Origin of the sequence: Iocasia fonsfrigidae, assembly GCF_017751145.1 — a bacterium.
In the GTDB taxonomy this organism is placed as follows: domain Bacteria; phylum Bacillota; class Halanaerobiia; order Halanaerobiales; family DTU029; genus Iocasia; species Iocasia fonsfrigidae.
The window spans coordinates 3,474,705-3,493,698 of sequence record NZ_CP046640.1 but is presented as its reverse complement, the minus strand read 5'-3'; the positions used below and the strand labels follow the sequence as shown (position 1 = coordinate 3,493,698).

The following is an 18,994-nucleotide window of genomic DNA, read 5'->3' as shown; positions in this document are numbered from 1 at the left end:
AGCTATGCTATTCTTTATTGTGTAATGAAGAAAAAAACAAAAATTTGTTAGGGGGAATTTTATTACTATGTTAAGGAAAATAATGGTTTTCACCTTTATTGCTATGATGGTTGTTTCTGGTTTTGCTTTCGCTGGATCTATTACTATTGTTGGTTCGTCAACTGTTTTACCTGTTGCACAAAGAGCTGCGGAGGTATATATGCAGAGAAATAATGATGTTGATATCTCTGTAAGGGGTGGTGGTTCTGGGACAGGTATTGCTACTTTAGTTGATGGTGCCTGTGATATAGCTGATGCCTCAAGGTTTATTAAAGATAAAGAGGTTAAGAATGCTGTTGCCAATGGTATTTATCCTGTACCACACCGGGTTGCCCTTGATGGGATAGCAGTAGTAGTTAATCCGGCTAATCCGGTTAAAAAGCTATCTTTAGAAGAAATTAAAGGTATTTATACTGGTGAAATTACTAACTGGAAGGAAGTTGGCGGTAATAACGCTGAAATAGTTGTAATTTCCCGTGACTCCAGTTCCGGTACCTTTGCAGCCTTTGGGGAATTAGCCCTTGATGAAGAAAAAGTAACACCGAATGCTTTATTGCAGGCCTCCAATGGTGCTGTTGCTGGTGTAGTATCAGAAAACAAAGATGCTATAGGCTATGTAGGTCTGGGATACCTGAGTCCAAGTCTGCAGGCTGTAGATGTTAATGGTGTTGAGTGTAGTTTAGATACAGTAAAATCTGGTGCATATGCAATCTCACGTGCCCTCTTTATGTTTACTAATGGCTGGCCTACAGGGACAACAGCTGACTTTATTAATTTTATTTTAAGTGAAGAAGGGCAAGAAATAGTAGGGGAACAGGGGTATGTTAGACTCTTTTAGAGATATAACATTAAAAATAAAATAATGTTTGTTAAAGTAAAAAGGGGGAATTTTGATTCCCTCTTTACTTAAATAATATAGATAAAAATATGCCATTAACATATAAACAGGGTTTATTTATTAAAATTTTTATAGATCTTAAAGTTTGTTCTAAAAGGGGTGTGAGTACATGTTAGACTGGAAGAGTAAAGAAAAGGTAGTCAGGATAGCCTTACTGTTTTTTGCTATATCTTCTATTCTATTCCTAACAGGGATAGTTATAGTTTTATTCAGGGAAGGTTTCTATATATTTGAACAGGTAGGTGTATTCAAATTTATATTTGGCAAGGATTGGTATCCTACTTATGAACCCCCTGACTTTGGTATTCTGCCATTATTATCCGGGTCATTGTTGGTTACCCTAGGGGCAATGGTGATAGCAGTTCCTATAGGTGTATCTTCAGCCATATTTATTTCTTATATTTTGCCTAAAAAATTAAAGAATGTTGTTAAACCAATGATAGAGATGTTAGCAGGGGTTCCTTCTGTAATTTATGGTCTGTTTGGTATGAAGATATTAGCCCCTTTCCTCAGGGAATTATTTAATCTCCCTACAGGATTAACTGCCCTTAATGCTTCAATAATGCTTGGTATTATGGCTATGCCTACAATTGTGAGTTTGTCAGAAGATGCCCTTACTTCTGTACCCAAAAAGTTTCGTGATGCATCACTGGCTCTTGGGGGGACTAAATGGGAAACAATAAGTAAAATTATCATGCCCACAGCGTCATCTGGGATTGTAACAGCGACTATTTTAGGAATAGGAAGGGCTATTGGGGAGACAATGACAGTTTTAATGGTTGCTGGAGGGGCGGCAGTTATACCTAAAACAATTTTAAAACCAGTTAGACCGATGACTGCTTCTATTGCTGCGGAAATGGGTGAAGCACCAGTTGGCAGTGAACATTACCATGCACTATTTGGAATAGCTATTGTGCTTTTTATAATTACCCTGGCTTTTAATATTACGGCTGATTTTATATCAAGTAGATTTAAAAAAAGGGTGAGTGGGAAATGACAAAAGGACAATTAAGAAAAAGGCATTTAATACAGCAATTAGTCTTCAGTGTTTTTGCTGTAACTTTACTTTTTACAATAGCAGCCTTATTTTCAATAATTTACTTTATTTTTAGCAGAGGAATGAGTGTAGTTAACTGGAGTTTTATTTCCACTATGCCCCGTATGGGGATGAGTGAGGGAGGCATATTACCAGCTCTACTGGGTTCATTTTATCTGGTAACTGGCTCGATTTTGATAGCTTCTCCACTGGGTGTTTTTGCAGCGATTTATCTGACAGAATATGCCCATCAGGGGAAATTACTACGTTTTATACGGATAGGGATTAATAACCTGGCAGGTGTACCATCAGTTGTCTTTGGGTTGTTTGGTTTAGCTATTTTTGTTAAGTATTTTGGTTTTGGGGTATCTATTTTGTCTGGTTCTGCTACACTGGCTATTGTAATTTTGCCGACAATAATCAGAGCTTCTGAAGAGGCATTACTGGCTGTGCCGGATGAATATAGACATGCTTCACTTGCTATGGGAGCTACCCCCTGGCAGACAGTAAAAAAGGTTACCTTACCTGCGGCAATGCCAGGAATTTTGACTGGTGTTATACTTGGGGTAGGTCGTGTTGCCGGTGAAACAGCCCCGATTATTTTTACAGCAGCAACCTTTTTCTCTATTAAACTACCCTCTTCTATCTTTAGTGAAGTAATGGCTTTACCCTATCATATATATGCCCTGGTTACTGCTGGTACAATGCCGCATAAACAGACAGCCCTGGCCTATGGTACAGCGGTAGTTTTATTGGGTTTAGTATTGTTTATCAATCTTATTGCTATTGTACTACGGATAAGATATAGTAATAAGATTAAAAAATAATTCCCATCTGGGAATTATTTTTTAATCTTTATAAAATGGATATATTTATTAGTGCAATTTCAAAATTATATAGTTTTAGGGGGAATAATAAAATGATAAAAAAAAAGAATCCCTTAATAAGAATATCTGATTTAAAAAGCAGTATTGCTGCCAAAGTAATAATTATTGTTGCTATAACAATGCTTATTTCTTTTTTTTTGTTAGGATGGAGTATTAATAGGTCAATATCAGTTAAACTTACTGATTTAACAGAGCAGAGCAATATGGAGATTGCCAAGATATTAAACAAGGAAATAGCTTCTTTTTTAGATGAGGCAGAAGGTGCTGTATTAAGACTTTCAAAGGATTATGGACTCCGCTCTAATGATCAGGTAAAGATAGTTGCCAAAAGTAAATTTAGTAGTGAATTAGAGGAAAACAATTATTTTCAATCTATTTATTATGTTTCTAGTGACGATAAGATAGTAATTCCTGAAAGAAAGTTAGCTGATTATAATTATCAAGAGGAAAAATGGTTTCAGTTAGCAAAAGAAAGCAATAAACCAGTCTGGACTACATCAAGCAAAAAAATAAATGAAGCTAATTATACCCTCTCTCTGGCCGTTCCTGTCTACGATTATACAGATAAATTTATGGGTGTACTAGGTGCAGATATATCTCTGGAGAGTTTAACTAGTATCTTAAATTGGAATATTGGCAAAAATGGTTGTGTTTCATTAATTGATAGCCAGGGTAAAGTAATTACGATTTCAGAGAAGGAAGGGGAACAAGCCGGGACGGTCTTATCCCTTGATACAGATTTAAATCAAATATATCAAAATGAACTCCATCATGGTATTTATCGATATAAAAATGAGGAGTATTTAATGTCATTTCAGCCTTTAAAAAAAATAAATGCAGCTGTAATAACAATGATTCCTTTTGCTGAGGCATATGAAGCAAAAAAAGTAGTTAGAATGCAAATTTTTATCTTTGCATTAATCGTTTTGTTAGTTATGACCGTAACGATTACTATGATTATTGATTATCAACTTATAAAACCCTTATTAATAATTAAGGATAGGATGCAGGAGGTTGCTGCTGGTAATTTAAGGGGAAGGATAGAATTTAAAAGACAGGATGAAATTGGTAAATTAGCAGTGACTTTTAACCGTATGGTTAGACAGTTAAAGGGGATTATTACAGGTATACATAATACTGCTGGAAAGGTATCTGTTACATCGCTTAATATGAAGAATATTTTTCAGGAAATAAGTACTGCTTCTGAGGCTATTAGTATTTCTACAGAAAATGTGTCGGCTGGTACCGAAGAACAGGCAGCTAATATTGATAATGTAAATAATGAAATCAAGAAACAGGCTGGCTCTTTAAATAAATTAGCAGTATCTAATAAAAGAGTAGAAAATTTAACGGAGAAAATGAATCAGGCAGCTGCTACCGGGCAGAATGAAGTTGAAAGGGTTAGTAAACAAATGAATAATATTAGTAAGGCTATTATTGATGTTGCTGAAGGAATAAAAAACCTTCAAAGGAGTTCTGATGAGATTGATGATATCCTTACTTTAATTAATAGTATATCCAAACAAACTAATTTACTGGCTTTAAATGCAGCTATTGAAGCTGCCCGTGCCGGAGAAGCAGGTAAGGGCTTTAGTGTAGTAGCAGATGAAATACGACAGTTAGCTGAAGAGTCATCTAAGTCATCTGATCGAATAAAGGGATTAATTGATGAGATAAAAGATGAAACAAAAACTGCCAGTCAAAAAATGGCTCAGGGAAATAGAGAGGTGAGTGATGGTGCTGAGATTGCACAAGGGGCTTTTGAATCATTTAAAAGGATTGAAGAGGCTATTAAAGATTTGACTGAAGGTATTTACATATCAAGTGCTGCTGTAGCAGAATCCACAGAAAATAGTAATATGATAGTAAGTAATATAGAGAATATTGCTATTATTGCTGAAGAAACTTCTGCCAGTGCAGATGAAGTTACTGTAACAAGCCAAGAGCAGACCTCAAATGTACAGGAAATAAGTGTTTATGCTAATGAGCTTGCTGACCTTTCCTGTGACCTTGAAAATATGGTTAAAAGCTTTTCCTTTCAGGATTAAATTAACATTTTTTAATAATTACTTAACATTATTGTAACATAAATTAAATATTTTGGACATATTTCTCCTTTATAATTAGATATATAAAATAGTAAGGGGGAATCGTTTTGTACAGTAAAAAATTACCAAAAATATGCATTGTTTTGTTAACTCTATTGATTAGTTTAACAGTAGTAACTAATGTAGTAGGTGCCCAATCACCAAAATATGTATTTTATTTTATCGGTGATGGTATGGGGGCTTCTCAAAGACAGGCTGCCGAGTATTATTTGCAGGCGGTAGAAAGAGATGAAAATACCAGGTTAATGATGAATCAATTGCCAGTGGTAGGGATCAATACTACTCATTCTGCTGACTCATTGATAACAGATTCAGCTGCTGCTGGGACGGCTTTAGCATGTGGATATAAAACTAATAATGGGATAATTGCTATGCTTCCTGATGGGACTCCAGTAAAAACCCTTTTAGAGGCAGCTGAAGAAAAGGGAATGGCCACAGGTCTTATTAGTACAACTAGGGTAACACATGCAACTGTTGCTGTTTTTGCATCTCATAATATTAATAGAAATGCTGAAAATGAGATAGCTTATGATTATTTAGATAGTGGAGTAGACTTTTTAGTTGGTGGGGGATATCGGCATTTTGTACCTCAGGACTGGGAGTGGGGCAAATCTAAAAGGAAAGATGATATTAATGTGGCACAAAGATTCTATGAAGAAGGGTATAATATTTTCTTGACTGAAGATGATACAGCTAAATTCAGGTCTTTTGAACCTAAAGGAAAAGAAAAGGTATTTGCAGCCCTTACATATAGTCACATGCCATATGAACTTGATAGAATAGATAGTGAGGTACCAAGTATTGCTGAGTTAACAGCTAAAGGTATTGCTGTACTTGAAAAGTATGACGATGGATTTTTTATGATGATAGAGGGTGGGAGAATTGACCATGCCTGTCATGCTAATGACCCGGCAGGTAGTATTTATGATACACTTATATTTGATGAAGCAGTAGCAACAGCCTATGACTTCTATCAGGCTCATCCTGATGAGACCTTGATTATTGTAGCAGCTGACCATGAAACAGGTGGTTTTGGATTGGGTTTTGGCACAAATTATTTTCTTAAAATGGAGCCATTAATGGCTGTAAAAGCCAGTACTGCAGATATACTACAGAGTAAATATAATGGGAACAGGAGTCAGTTCTTTGATTTTATAGCAGCAAACTACGGTCTGGTGGATTTATCTGTTGGGGAAAAGTCGGCTATTGAAAAGGCTATGGATATGGTTGATACCGGGATAGAAGATAAAGCGAAGCGATATGGTGGTTATGATCCAGTGGCTATTGAGGTTACCCACATAATATCTGAAAGGGCCAATATGAACTGGACAACATATGCCCACTCTGGTACAGTTGTTCCTTTGTCGGCTGTGGGAGTTAAGGCAGAGCAACTGGGTGGTTTTAAAGATGATACAGAGGTTGCCAAAGCTATTGCTAATGTTGTTGGCCTTAATTTAAACTAAACTGTTAAAAATTCTTAGATATTTTGTATCAACAGAAGATAGTCAGGGGAGGTAATCTTTCCCTGACTATCTTAATATGCAGCTGACTACTAAATTTACTGTATATAAATAGGAGGGGTTTAGATGAGGAATATAAAGTTATCACTTGTATTTTTGTTATTATTTTTGGCAGTAATAGGTCTATTTTTGGGGGAAATGAAAAACAGTAATATTGAACGGCAGGCTTTAATTAAGGCAAAAGTAATAGAGACTGATGATAGTGATGTTATTCAGTCCAGTATTGCCAGAATTGGCATGCAGGAATTAACTGTCAAAATACTGGAAGACAAACACCAGGGAGAACAGGTTGTAGCTTATAATACTTTACAGGGAAAACCTTCCTTAGATAATTATTATAATGTAGGAGATACAATATTAGTTGCTTTACAGGAACAAGATAATAAATTAGTTAATGCCAATGCTGTGGATATGTATAGAAACAGTTGGGAGATTATTCTGTTTGTTCTTTTTGTTTTATTATTAATTATTTATGCTAAAAGCATTGGTATAAAGGCTATTTTTTCTTTTATAGCTAGCCTCTATATAATCTGGAAATTTCTAATTCCAGGTTTACTGGCTGGATATAATCCGATGTTGTTTTCAACTCTAATATTGTTAATACTGTCTGCTATAATATTGTTTTCTATTGCTGGTTTTACTAAAAAAGGTCTAGCATCATTTATTGGGACAGTAGTTGGTCTAATGGCAGCAAGTGGTATTGCTGTTATCTTTGGTAATAAAATGAGCCTACAGGGAATGACTGTTCCTTATGCTGAGACACTATTATTTAGTGGCAATATTGGTTTAGATATGAAACATATTTTTTATGCAGCTATTGTTATTGGTGCCTCAGGTGCGGCCATGGATATTGCCATGGATATTTCAGCATCTATGGAAGAAATTAAAATTAAAAAACCTGATATTGAGTTATGGGAACTGGTTCGTTCTGGATTTAATGTCGGAAGGGCAGTTATAGGTACAATGACAACAACATTATTATTAGCATATTCAGGTGGTTATCTAACTTTAATGATGCTTTTTCTATCCCAAAACACCAGTTATACTAGAATGTTAAATTATAAAGTAGTGGCAGCAGAATTGCTAAGAATTGTAACTGGTAGTATAGGTTTAGTGCTTGTTGCACCGATAACTGCTATTGTAGCAGGCTGGATTTATACTGTTGAATTAAGAGATATAAAAGTGAAAAAGATGATTAGTGATTTTAGTAAAAATTATAAAGTTAAGTAAGAATCAAGTACTATCTAGAAGGTGATTATAATTAATTCAGTAATGTTTGATTTTAATTTGCAGGAACTAAATAATATTATTGAAAACAAAAAAATTAGAACCCTTTTTCAGCCTATTGTCAATATAAAAAACGGTAGGATACTGGGTTATGAAGCTTTAAGTCGTGGTCCGGCAGGTACTAATTTGGAAAACCCTATCCGGCTTTTTGATTCTGCAAAAAAACATGGTAAATTATTTTTGCTGGAAAGTATCTGTCGTGAAAAGGCATTGAAAAGGGCCCATATTTTTGCTGGAGAATATAAACTATTTATAAATATAGATCCCCATGTTATCTATGATACTAATTTTCAGAGGGGAACTACCAGGCAGCTTTTAAAACATTTATCACTTTCTCAACAAAATATTGTAATAGAGATAACAGAAAGGACATCTATTAATGATTTTAACACCTTTAAAAAAGTACTTAAACATTATCGACGGCAGGGGTATCGTATTGCCCTGGATGATACAGGAGCAGGTTACTCAGGGTTGCAGTCACTGGTTTCTATAGCATTTGATTATATCAAAATAGATCGTTCTCTAATAAGTGATATTGATAGAGATAAGGTTAAACAGGCCCTTTTAGAGTCGCTTGTCCAATTTGGCCATAAAATAAGCTCAAGTCTAATTGCTGAAGGTGTTGAAAGAAAGGAAGAATTAGATGCCTTAAATAAACTGGGAGTAGATTATGTTCAGGGTTATTATATTGCTAGACCAGCGGAAAAAATATGTAAAAGGGTATTTAATCTATTTTAGTTATTTTAACATTCCTGTAACATAAATTTAACATAGAATTAATAAAGTATTGTTATACTTAAGACGGTTATAGTAATATTTCAATATATTATATAAAGCTAACTTAAAAAGCTCTTAGAACTATACTGTAGGAGAAAGGGGTTATTGTTTATGGCTAAGAATAAAATGAGGGTTAGAAACCTTGATTTCTATTATGGAAATTTCCAGGCCCTAAAAGATATTAACTTAACTATAAAAGAGAATAAGGTTACTGCTTTGATTGGTCCATCCGGGTGTGGCAAATCTACTTTTCTACGGATACTTAACCGCATGAATGACTTAATTGAGGGTAGTTGTGTAGAAGGGGAGATACTTCTGGATGGAAAAGATATTTATAGTAAGGAAATGGATGTAGTTGAATTAAGAAAAAAGGTAGGTATGGTTTTTCAACAACCGAACCCCTTTCCCAAAACTATCTATGATAATGTGGCCTATGGTCCCAGGGTTCATGGCCTGAAAAACAAAGGTGAACTGGATAGATTAGTAGAGGAGAGCCTTAAGGGGGCTGCTCTCTGGGATGATGTTAAAGATAGATTACATGAGTCTGGTCTTAGTATTTCTGGTGGACAGCAGCAGAGGTTATGTATTGCCAGGGCCCTGGCAGTAAAACCAGAGGTCTTGCTTATGGATGAGCCAGCCTCAGCTCTTGATCCGGTGGCAACAGCTAAAATTGAAGAATTAATTGATATTCTAAAACAGGATTATACGATTGTGATTGTTACCCATAGTATGCAGCAAGCGGCCAGGGTGTCAGATAATACTGCGTTTTTTTTGATGGGAGAAGTAATTGAATATGATAAAACAGAGAAAATATTTGAGAATCCGTCCGATCAGAGGACAGAAGATTATATAACCGGTAGGTTTGGTTAAAATAAAAAGGGGTGGTAGTTATGCGAAAGAGTTTTCATGAATCAATTAAAGAGATTAAAAAAGACCTTCTCAAGATGGGAAGTATGGTGGAAATGGCCATCCATAAAAGTATTGAATCCCTGAAAGAGGGAGATCTGGAGATGGCTGCTAATGTAATAAAAAAGGATGATAAAATAGATGATTTTGAGACAGCACTTGAAGAAAAATGCACTAAATTAATTGCCCTGCAGCAGCCAGTGGCTAGTGATCTCAGGGTTATTATTGTAATCTCTAAACTGGTAACTGATCTGGAGAGGATTGGGGACTATGGCTCTAATATAGCCAATCAGGTACTGGATATAGCTGACGAACCACTTGTGAAGCCATTGATAGATATCCCTCGTATGACTGAGATTGTTACCCGGAGACTGCGTGAGAGTCTAGATGCCTTTATAAACATGGATATTGAACAAGCTAAAAGGGTTGCCCGGGAAGATGAAGAAATTGATGTTTTGGATAAACAAATTATGAGAGAACTGATTACTTTTATGTTAGAAGATCCATCAACTATTAAACAGGCTACTTCCTTAATGTTCATTAGCCGCTTTCTGGAGAGAATAGGTGATCATTCAACAAATGTTTGTGAGCGAGTAATATATATGGTAAGTGGTGTCAGAGAGAATTATTAATAATTAATTAATTATGCAATGAAAGTTTTATTATGAAAAACATTTTAAATTCCCCCTCAGGTTTAAGAATAGTGAATCTGAGGGTTTAGTTATTGTGAATAATTAACTCTGAAAAAAGGATTTTATTATCTAAAGAATAATATTATAAGTGTGTGTTCGAAAAGATATAAATAGGGGATTATATATCCTTGAACGAAGTTAAGGTGCTACCGTTGAGTGAAGGGATATATAATCCCAGGTGGTATATATTGATACTTTTCGAACAGACTCTACAAATATATAATAATATAATATTTGAAAGGGAGTGAAAAGGTGGCAAAGAAAATATATCGTTCTAGAGAAGATAGAATTATAGGGGGTGTTTGTGGAGGTATAGCAGATTATTTAGCTCTTGATCCAACATGGGTGAGGTTGGCCCTCCTGGTTCTTTTCTTTACAAGGGGAGTTGGCGTAATGATTTATTTGTTGGCCTGGATAATAATACCAGAAAAACCAGAATTCAATTCTCAAAATGAAGAGAATTTTGCTGAAGGGGATAATCATGATGATTATGTAAATGTTTCTACTGATGGAATCCAACATAAAGAGAATAATAAGCGTTTGCTGGGGATTTTACTGATGCTAATCGGCCTGTTTTTTCTACTGGATAACTGGCTGCCATATATAAACTGGGAAAGGTTCTGGCCAGTAATTATAATAGCGGCTGGTATTGTTTTGCTGATAAAGGGGGTTAGAGAGAAGTGAATAGGGATAATCATTCTCAAATAATTATTGGAATTATATTAATTTCTATTGGAGTATTATTTCTTCTAAATACTTTCAGTATAATTCCTGTAATAGACTGGAGTATATTTTTAAAATATTGGCCACTTATACTTATTTTTCTTGGGTTAAATATTATCTTGCGTAGGACATGGTTATGGTGGTTAGTACCGCTTTTGCTGATCATAACAATCCTTATCTTTTTCTTTTTTCAACCTGGTATTGGGCAGATAGATTATTATAAATATAATAGGGGATTGTTTGATTTCTATAGTCCAAAGGATAGGAGTGGTGTTTACAATTATAGTGTAGATTATGATCGACCTGTTGATATCTTTGATATAAAACTTAGTTTTCCCTCAGGTGAATTGACTGTATCTTCAGGTAGTGAAAATGATCTGTTTTCTGCTGAGCTTGAGTATTTTTCCAGAAAACCTATTATAAAATATAATCTTAATGATAATAATAAACAGGCTAGTTTAAATATTAGTCAGCCAGGCAAATCAAACCCATTTAATTACTCCAGGTTAGCTAATAAATGGTCTTTATTATTTAATGATGATATGCCTATCAAGTTATTAATTAATTCAGGGGCAGGTGAATTCAAACTTAGATTACTTGATTTAATGGTCCAGGAAGTAGTACTAAATCTTGGGGCAGGTGATTTAGAGGTAGAGTTAGGGTCTAAGACAAGGTATTTAGAGCTTAATTCCGGGGCAGCCGATGTTGATCTTAGTCTGCCAGAGGGGATAGGTGTCAGGATAAAAACTACCGGGATTGTAAATAATAATAATTTTATCGAAAAAGGCCTGCAAAAAGAGGCTGGTTTTTATCTGACTAAAAACTATGATACAACTGTCCATAAGCTTGATATTAAAATAACTTCTCCGGCCAGTGATATTAAACTGGATTTTTATTAATAACTTAGAATTATATAGTGATACCCGTTTCTAAGGAGAGGGGTATTTTTTTAATGGTATATATTACATTAGTAATAAATAAATAACTTATGTTATAATACAAGAAAAAGCTTTAGGGGGTGAGGGCTTGAAAACTAAGTGTTTTTCTGTGTTTTTAATCATTATTTTACTCGTTAATTTTATGTTTCTTGGGTTTCCATCTCTGCCTAAAGCAGAGGCTGGTTTTTTTAATGAACATAAAGATAGTATTTATACAGTAGTAAAAGGTTTGATAATGTTATGGATATTTAATTTAATCAGAGATAATGCTACAGGTTCAGGCAGTGATGATATTATTACTTCCACAATCAAAAAAGGTTTAAATATTGACCTTGATGATGCTGTAGCTGATGAAGGGGAAACAATTGAAATTGATAGTGAAGAAACTGAAGATAATCCTGTAAGTAATTATAAAGGAGTAAGTATAGGTACTAAGGAAAAAGAGATGATAGATATAATAAATGAGATACGCCAGGAACGGGGTCTTAATCCCCTTGAGGTAGATAATAGACTGGTATATGTAGCCCGTAAGAAGGCTCAGGACATGGTTGATAATAATTATTTTGATCATCAGTCTCCTAATTATGGTTCACCTTTTGAGATGATCAAGAGTCAAAAAATCAACTATTCACTGGCTGGTGAGAACCTGGCAGGGGCAGCTACCATAAATAAAGCAGTTGATTCTTTAATGTCCAGTCCGGAACACAGGGGAAATATCCTTAAAGCAAGGTATGATAAAGTAGGTATTGGTATTATTGAAGACGGCCCCTACGGTTTAATGATTGTTCAATTATTTATTGATAGTCCAGACCCGGCAGAATAAATATCCTGGCAAATATAAAGAGAGCTATCTAGATAGCTCTCTTTATATATATTTACATATAAAATAAGTATATCATAATCACTAGATAGAAATATAGCATATAATAAGAAAAAAGGGGGTATTGAAATGTTTAAAACAGAACAGATGCCGGTACCAGCAGTAAAAATCAGGAATATTACTGCTGAAGTGGTAAAACTTACTTATGATATTATTCCTGATAAAGTACTTGTTCAGGGTTGCCTTCATAAACAAATATTTTATGTGGGTGTTGATAATCTTATATATCATATAGATGATGATATGTCTTTTACAACATTTCTGGATATACCTGGAGCAGAACCGGGTATGAAGGCAGAGATTGTTGTTAATATAGAGAAACTGTCAGTAGATATAGGTCCATCAGGTGAGCTGATTGATCAAAAGGCTGTTTTAGAGATATTTGTTAAGGTCGAAAATGATGAGCCTATTGGTGTTGAACTAAGCCAGTCAGGCAGACTTGTTGAACTTGACCACCTGGTAGCTGATGGTCAAAAACAAATAATCAGGGAGAATCAGGTTCAGTTAAATCAAACGGCCAGTAAAATAGATGAAGTAAGGGGTTCTGTCAGGGACCTGGAAATAGAGTTGATTATGGATAAAGTAATAATCCAGGGTAGTATTCACAAGCAGATATTTTTTATAAGTGAAGATAATACTGCTCTTCATCAGGCTGAAGACTTTCCTTTTAATACCTTTATAGACTTACCAGGGGTAAGTCCAGGTATGAAAGCAGTAGTAGAAGCTGTTATAGAACACATCAGCTATCAACTTTCAGCAGATGGAAATACACTACAGCAGGAACTTGTAGTGGAATTCTATGTTCGGGTAAGTGAAACTATTCAGGAAAGAATAGCCCCTGGCTATGATTTACTGGTTAAGTTACCCCTCATAATTGGTGAATCTGACAGGCAGTATCTGCAGGAAAACCTTGTTTTACTGGAACAACCTGCTCAAAAAATAAAAAATATAGTTAGGGAAATTAGAGATATTCGTTATGATATTTTTGAAAATAAAGTAATAGTAAGAGGAGTTGTCCATGAACAGATATATTATATAGGCATTAATGACCTTGAATATCATCAGGTTGAAGATGTAGCTTTTAGTACTTTTTTAGATCTAGCCGGGGCTTCAAACGGCCAGCTGCTTAAACCGTTGATTAATATAGAAGAGATTATCTATAATTTGAGAGACAATAATTTATTATATCAGGAAATAGTCCTTGATATATCTGTTCAGCTTGAAGAATTAAACCAGTTGAATATATTAGTTGATGAGCAAGGTTTACAGGCTGTTCTTCCGGTAGTCATTGGTGAAAATACCAGGCAGATACTTATTTCAGGGGTTGAAGAGCCACCAGCTGAGGAAGTAGAGATAATCTATAAAACAATTGTCAGAGAAGAGGAGGTATCAGCATGCCAGCAGGCGATTATAGAGAATAGTCTACAATTAGGGTGTCCAGCTATTAAGATAAAAAACATTGAGGCTGAGGCCCAGAATCTTGTAGTCTCTGGCTTGACTGATGATTTAGTTTCAGTAAGTGGTGAAATTCTTAAGGATATCGCTTATGTCTGTCCTGATAATATAGTATATTATCAGCAGGAAACAATTCCCTTTACTGTTCAAGTTAAGTTGCCAGAACCTATACCAGTTGAACAACTTAGTCCGGTTATAAAGATAGAGAATATAAGTTATAAACTTGCTAGTGGTGGTCTTTTATCCCAATTAATAGTTCTGGAGGCCTGTGTTGGTTCAGCAGGTCCGGAGTTTATCAATGTTGTAAGTTCAATTACAGGACCAGGCATTACTACTGAGACCATTCTGGTCAGGGAAGAGGTGCTGGTAGTAGATGATTCTATAGATACCAGGATTGAGACCTTTCCAGTTGTGACTGATGTTTTTGATCCACAGGGTTTATTAAAAACTATTATCAAGGAGACTATTATTTTGAATGTTGTCGGGGAAGGCCAGATTCCAGTTGAAGTAGTGGTTTTTGTTGAACAATTTTAGATTTCTAAAAAAGATAGCTATGCACATTTTTCTATTTATGACCATATTATATAGCAGGTAAAGGGGGTGGTTAATTGTATTCATGGTTAATCTTAATGGGTATCATAACTGGTTTTATGATAAGCACTTATTATTTATATCAATACTGGACTAAGCCAATGAGTGAAATAGAGAATTATTTTGATGACAGAGTTTTTAAACGAGTGGAAGTAGTACCTAAGGTTAATAAGACGGCTTATGAATTCGCCTACCAGAATAATACTAATTTTGGAAAAGATAGTCTGGATAAGGAGCAGAGTAATAAAAAAGTGCACGAAGTATTTGCTTTTCATAGTATTAAACCCCCAGATAAGAGTGAAAAAAAAGATAATGAAGGAAAGGAGGGGTTAGCAGCAGGAAAGGGGGGAAATCCTGAAGAAAATAATAGGATTAAAGAAGATACCAGTGATAAAGAAAAAATACTAAAAGAAGACCGGCAAATAGATGATGAACGGCTAATAAAAGATGAAATGGAGTCGTCTAAAGGAGTATCTGAAACCAGTAAAATCAGGTTTGAATCGACATGGGTAAGTAAAAATACAAAAGGAGGTATGATAATGCCTGAATTGCAACAGGTAGAAGGGTTAGAATTAATCAAAACCCCGGTAGTAATTGGGGAAAATGTTATTCAGAGAATGGAGGTTACCGATCTTTCGCTTGATACTTCTGCAATTAAAATTAGGGATATTAATGCAACAGTTACTAATCTTGATACTGATGTAATTGATAATAAGGTAATTATTCAGGGGACAATACATAAACAAATATTTTTTGTTGGTACAGATGACATTATACACCATCAAGCAGAAGATATTAATTTTAGTTATTTTGTTGATGTCCCAGGTGCAGAACCAGGTATGGATGTTTTAGTAGAACCTACGATAGAGCATATTGTAACAAGATTAATAATGGATGGTACTATTCTCCATCAAAAAGTAGTTTTACAGTTCTTTGTCAAGGTGCTTTCTATACAGCAGTTAATAGTTGAGACTGGTGTAGGGCCCTTAATCAAGGTTGAAAGGGTTATTGGAGAGAATTCTGTTCAAACTATGGTCATGAATGAGGTAACTTTGGCTGTTGATGCTATTAAAATTGTAGATATTAATGCTGAGGTTGTTGACCTTGAAACAGAGATTATAGAGGATAAGGTTATTATACAGGGGGTTGTTCATAAACAATTATTCTATATTGGTGTAGATGATGTAGAACACCACCAAGCAGAGGATATCCCCTTTAGTGAATTTGTTGATATACCTGGTGCAGAACCGGGTATGAATGTACAGGTGCACCCCAATGTTGAACATATTAAACAGGAGTTAAGTGTTGATGGAACTACAGTTACTCAGGAAATAGTATTAGAGCTTTTTGTAAAGGTTACAGAAACTGTTCAGATCAATCTTGTTACTGGGGAAGATTCACTGGTGATGCTTCCAGAAGTAGTAGGCGAAAACACTAAGCAGGTTCTTTCTGAGACTACACTTGAACTGGATCAGACAGCAATTAAAATTAAGGATATACAGGCCAGTTTTGAGGATGTCAATGCTGTGGTTATTAATGATAAAGTCATTATACAGGGAATAATACATAAGCAGATTTTCTATGTAGGCGAAGATAACGTAGAATATCATCAGGCAGAAAATGTTCCCTTTAGTACCTTTGTTGATGTAATTGGAGCCAGACCAGATATGGACGTAGATATTATACCAACAATTGCTTTTATTAAGCCAGAACTTGACCCAGAAGGTGAGTTGTTGACCCAGAAGGTTATTGGAGATATTTTTGTGAAAGTGACAGAGAATATACAATTTAATGTAAGTGAAGTAGGACCGTATGGAGTTTAGTAAGAAAAAAAAGAGCCTGAATTTAATTCAGGCTCTTTTTTTAAAAATTATAATCTATTATAATTAAACCAATCTATTTTTTCACTATCCTCCCCATCATAGAATATAAATATTAATCTATCCTTATAAAAATATTGTGTAGTAATGGTAAACAGTTGATAATGCCCTGTTGTTGGTTGACCAACAATGCTTATTTCATGTCCTCTATATTGAAGCAGATCAGCTTTGCCATTAATAATTAGTACTACTAATTGCCCTTCTTTGATAGTATAGTTTTTTTCCAGTCTTAGATAAGCTATTTTTCTTTCCAGGTCTTTTTTTTCAAATTGATTAAAAACATATAATTTCGTTCTGCTGTGGGGATTAGGGGTTTCCCCTGTGATCTTATGATACTGATCCAGTGGTATGTATTGAACAGGGGGATATTTAAATATTTTCTTTGAATAACCAAAAGGCATATTACCACCTCCTGCATTATTTTATGAACCTTAGATAACTGTTGTGCATATAATATTTTGTCATATTCATTGAAGAAAGAATATATATATTAAATAAGGGCTTTATATCATTCACACTTTAAATATCTACGCATATATTATAAGTGATAAGTTTAATAAAAAATAGAAAGGAGGAATAAGATTGGCAATTAACTTTGATGAAGAATTAATAAGAGTGGAATTCGTAATAGGTGAGGATGTAGCCAGTGAAACTGTCAGTCAAAATATTACCGTTCCCAATGGGAAACCAGATATTGAGAGGGTTATTGATGTAAAAGCTGATCTCCTTGATGTAGAGAGCAATATTGAGGATGGTGGTGTTGAAGTAACAGGTACGATAGAGGCTGGTGTAGTATATGTTGGAATAGTTCCTGAAGATGAACCACAACAGCCGGTTCACTTCTTCGAAGGGCAGCTAACTTTTACCAATTTCTTTGATTTTCCTGAAGCAGAGCCGGGAATGAATGTTTTTGTAGATATTAATATAAGACGTGTTTCCTGGGACTTTAATGAAAATGCCCCCCGTACTGTAGAAGTTGATGTAGTATTAAGCAAGTTTGTTAAGCTGACCGAGTATCAGCAGATAACAGTAGTGACAGATGTAACTGGCATTCCAGAAGAAAATATAGTTGAGGAGTTATTAAGGATTGAAGATGTTATAGGTGAAAATACGGTTACAAGTGTTATTACTGGTAGACTTGAACTGCCTCCGGGCAAACCGCCTATTGAAAGGGTATTAAAGGTTTTAGCAGAGATACAGGATGTGACAACAGAGATTACTAATGAAGGTGTTATTGTCGAAGGGGATATTTTTGGTGGTGCAATGTATGTGGCTGATGTAGAAGATGGTGATCAACCAGTACATTTTCTGGAAGATACAATTCATTTCACTGAAACAGTTGATGTTGCAGGGGCTGAAGAGGACATGACAGTCCATACCAATTTAACAATTAAACGTCTTTCTTTCGATTTTATTGATGAGGATACTGTTGAAATTGATGTTGTAGTTCAATTCTTTGTAAAGGTTACTGAACCTAAACAAGTTACAGTAATAACTGATATAATAAGTGATCTGGTTGAGATTGAAAGGGAGCTTCTCAGGGTAGAAGATGTAGTAGGTGAGGATGTTGTTCACGAAACCATTAGTAGTATTTTAAATATTCCACCGGAAAAACCACTTGCCCAGAGAATTATTGAGCCCTCTGCCAGAATTGTTGAGTATGAAGCTACAACTGATGAGGATGGGGTTTATCTGGAAGGGGATATAGAGGCAGCAGCTGTTTATGTTGGTGTTGCTGAAGAGGGAGAATTCTTACAACCAGTACACTTTGTTGAAACTCCAGAGGGAAACTACTTTAATTTTGATAATTTTATTGATATACCAGGTACTGAACCTGGCATGAATACACACACAGAGGTAGAAGTTACTAAAGTTAATGCATCATTGACAGACTGTGAAGAAGTCAATGGTACACAGGTATGTAGTGCAATAGAATTTGATATAGTTATCAGGAAGTTTGCCAAGGTAACAGAGTTTAGACAGATGGAGATAGTTACAGACCTGGTGGTTATTTCTCCAGCTGCTGATGATGAATGTCCACCATCTTATGTAGTTTATGTGGTGCAGGCAGGAGATACACTCTGGAAAATAGCTAGGAGATATCGTACTACTGTAGATGCCTTAATAGAAGCTAACCCGAATATAGACCCAAATAATTTACAGATAGGACAGAAGATATGTGTTCCCCGCGGTATAATTGAACCAAAGGGGTAGAAATTAAGGAACTGTGGGATTATAGCCTACAGTTCTTTTTTTACCATAATACAGTTTACTGCATATATTAGTATAAAGAATATTAAAACAGGGGGTGGTGTTATGGCTGAAAAAAAAGAAGAGAAAAAACGGATAAAAAAAAGCAGAATAAATATTACTCCAC

16 protein-coding genes are annotated in these 18,994 nt (G+C 35.1%); 15 read left to right on the top strand and 1 reads right to left on the bottom strand.

Going from position 1 to position 18,994, the window contains the following annotated elements; genetic code table 11:
* Positions 1-67 precede the first annotated feature (67 nt).
* From GM661_RS16740 to GM661_RS16675, 14 genes are all read left to right on the top strand, one after another.
* On the top strand, positions 68-877 hold the full coding sequence (locus GM661_RS16740; RefSeq protein WP_230867820.1) for a phosphate ABC transporter substrate-binding protein: 810 nt from the start codon (positions 68-70) through the stop codon (positions 875-877).
* Between the two features lie 169 nt (positions 878-1,046).
* Entirely contained in the window at positions 1,047-1,934 is an 888-nt protein-coding gene (gene pstC / locus GM661_RS16735) for a phosphate ABC transporter permease subunit PstC (RefSeq protein ID WP_230867819.1), read from the top strand.
* Entirely contained in the window at positions 1,931-2,800 is an 870-nt protein-coding gene (pstA, locus tag GM661_RS16730) for a phosphate ABC transporter permease PstA (protein ID WP_230867818.1), read from the top strand. The genes pstC and pstA overlap by 4 nt, the downstream gene beginning before the upstream one ends.
* A 92-nt stretch (positions 2,801-2,892) precedes the next feature.
* Entirely contained in the window at positions 2,893-4,908 is a 2,016-nt protein-coding gene (locus tag GM661_RS16725; RefSeq protein WP_230867817.1) for a methyl-accepting chemotaxis protein, read from the top strand.
* A gap of 107 nt (positions 4,909-5,015) precedes the next feature.
* The gene (locus GM661_RS16720) at positions 5,016-6,431 is read left to right on the top strand and encodes an alkaline phosphatase (RefSeq protein ID WP_230867816.1); all 1,416 of its coding nucleotides are present in this window, start codon (positions 5,016-5,018) and stop codon (positions 6,429-6,431) included.
* Positions 6,432-6,554: 123 nt separating this feature from the next.
* Positions 6,555-7,718 (top strand): YibE/F family protein, encoded by a 1,164-nt coding sequence (locus tag GM661_RS16715; protein ID WP_230867815.1) that lies wholly within the window; start codon positions 6,555-6,557, stop codon positions 7,716-7,718.
* Positions 7,719-7,739: 21 nt separating this feature from the next.
* On the top strand, positions 7,740-8,513 hold the full coding sequence (locus GM661_RS16710; RefSeq protein WP_230867814.1) for an EAL domain-containing protein: 774 nt from the start codon (positions 7,740-7,742) through the stop codon (positions 8,511-8,513).
* A 150-nt stretch (positions 8,514-8,663) separates the two neighbouring features.
* Positions 8,664-9,422, top strand: coding sequence for a phosphate ABC transporter ATP-binding protein PstB (gene pstB, locus GM661_RS16705; RefSeq protein ID WP_230867813.1), 759 nt, complete (start codon positions 8,664-8,666; stop codon positions 9,420-9,422).
* Between the two features lie 20 nt (positions 9,423-9,442).
* Positions 9,443-10,090 (top strand): phosphate signaling complex protein PhoU, encoded by a 648-nt coding sequence (gene phoU / locus GM661_RS16700; RefSeq protein WP_230867812.1) that lies wholly within the window; start codon positions 9,443-9,445, stop codon positions 10,088-10,090.
* Between the two features lie 312 nt (positions 10,091-10,402).
* Complete coding sequence (locus GM661_RS16695) at positions 10,403-10,834, top strand: PspC domain-containing protein (protein ID WP_125986339.1); 432 nt, start codon at positions 10,403-10,405, stop codon at positions 10,832-10,834.
* Positions 10,831-11,772, top strand: a complete 942-nt coding sequence (locus tag GM661_RS16690; protein WP_230867811.1) for a toast rack family protein — start codon at positions 10,831-10,833, stop codon at positions 11,770-11,772. The genes GM661_RS16695 and GM661_RS16690 overlap by 4 nt, the downstream gene beginning before the upstream one ends.
* A gap of 127 nt (positions 11,773-11,899) precedes the next feature.
* Complete coding sequence (locus GM661_RS16685; protein ID WP_230867810.1) at positions 11,900-12,634, top strand: CAP domain-containing protein; 735 nt, start codon at positions 11,900-11,902, stop codon at positions 12,632-12,634.
* Between the two features lie 126 nt (positions 12,635-12,760).
* Positions 12,761-14,680, top strand: a complete 1,920-nt coding sequence (locus tag GM661_RS16680) for a DUF3794 domain-containing protein (protein WP_230867809.1) — start codon at positions 12,761-12,763, stop codon at positions 14,678-14,680.
* A gap of 74 nt (positions 14,681-14,754) precedes the next feature.
* A complete protein-coding gene (locus GM661_RS16675) occupies positions 14,755-16,560 on the top strand; it encodes a DUF3794 domain-containing protein (RefSeq protein ID WP_230867808.1) in 1,806 nt (601 codons plus the stop codon).
* 47 nt (positions 16,561-16,607) lie between these two features.
* Here the strand turns inward: GM661_RS16675 and GM661_RS16670 are convergent, their stop codons facing one another.
* On the bottom strand, positions 16,608-17,018 hold the full coding sequence (locus GM661_RS16670; protein ID WP_230867807.1) for a hypothetical protein: 411 nt from the start codon (positions 17,016-17,018) through the stop codon (positions 16,608-16,610).
* Positions 17,019-17,199: 181 nt separating this feature from the next.
* Between GM661_RS16670 and GM661_RS16665 the strand changes: the two genes are divergently transcribed.
* Positions 17,200-18,831, top strand: coding sequence for a DUF3794 and LysM peptidoglycan-binding domain-containing protein (locus GM661_RS16665; protein WP_230867806.1), 1,632 nt, complete (start codon positions 17,200-17,202; stop codon positions 18,829-18,831).
* The last annotated feature ends 163 nt before the right edge of the window (positions 18,832-18,994 follow it).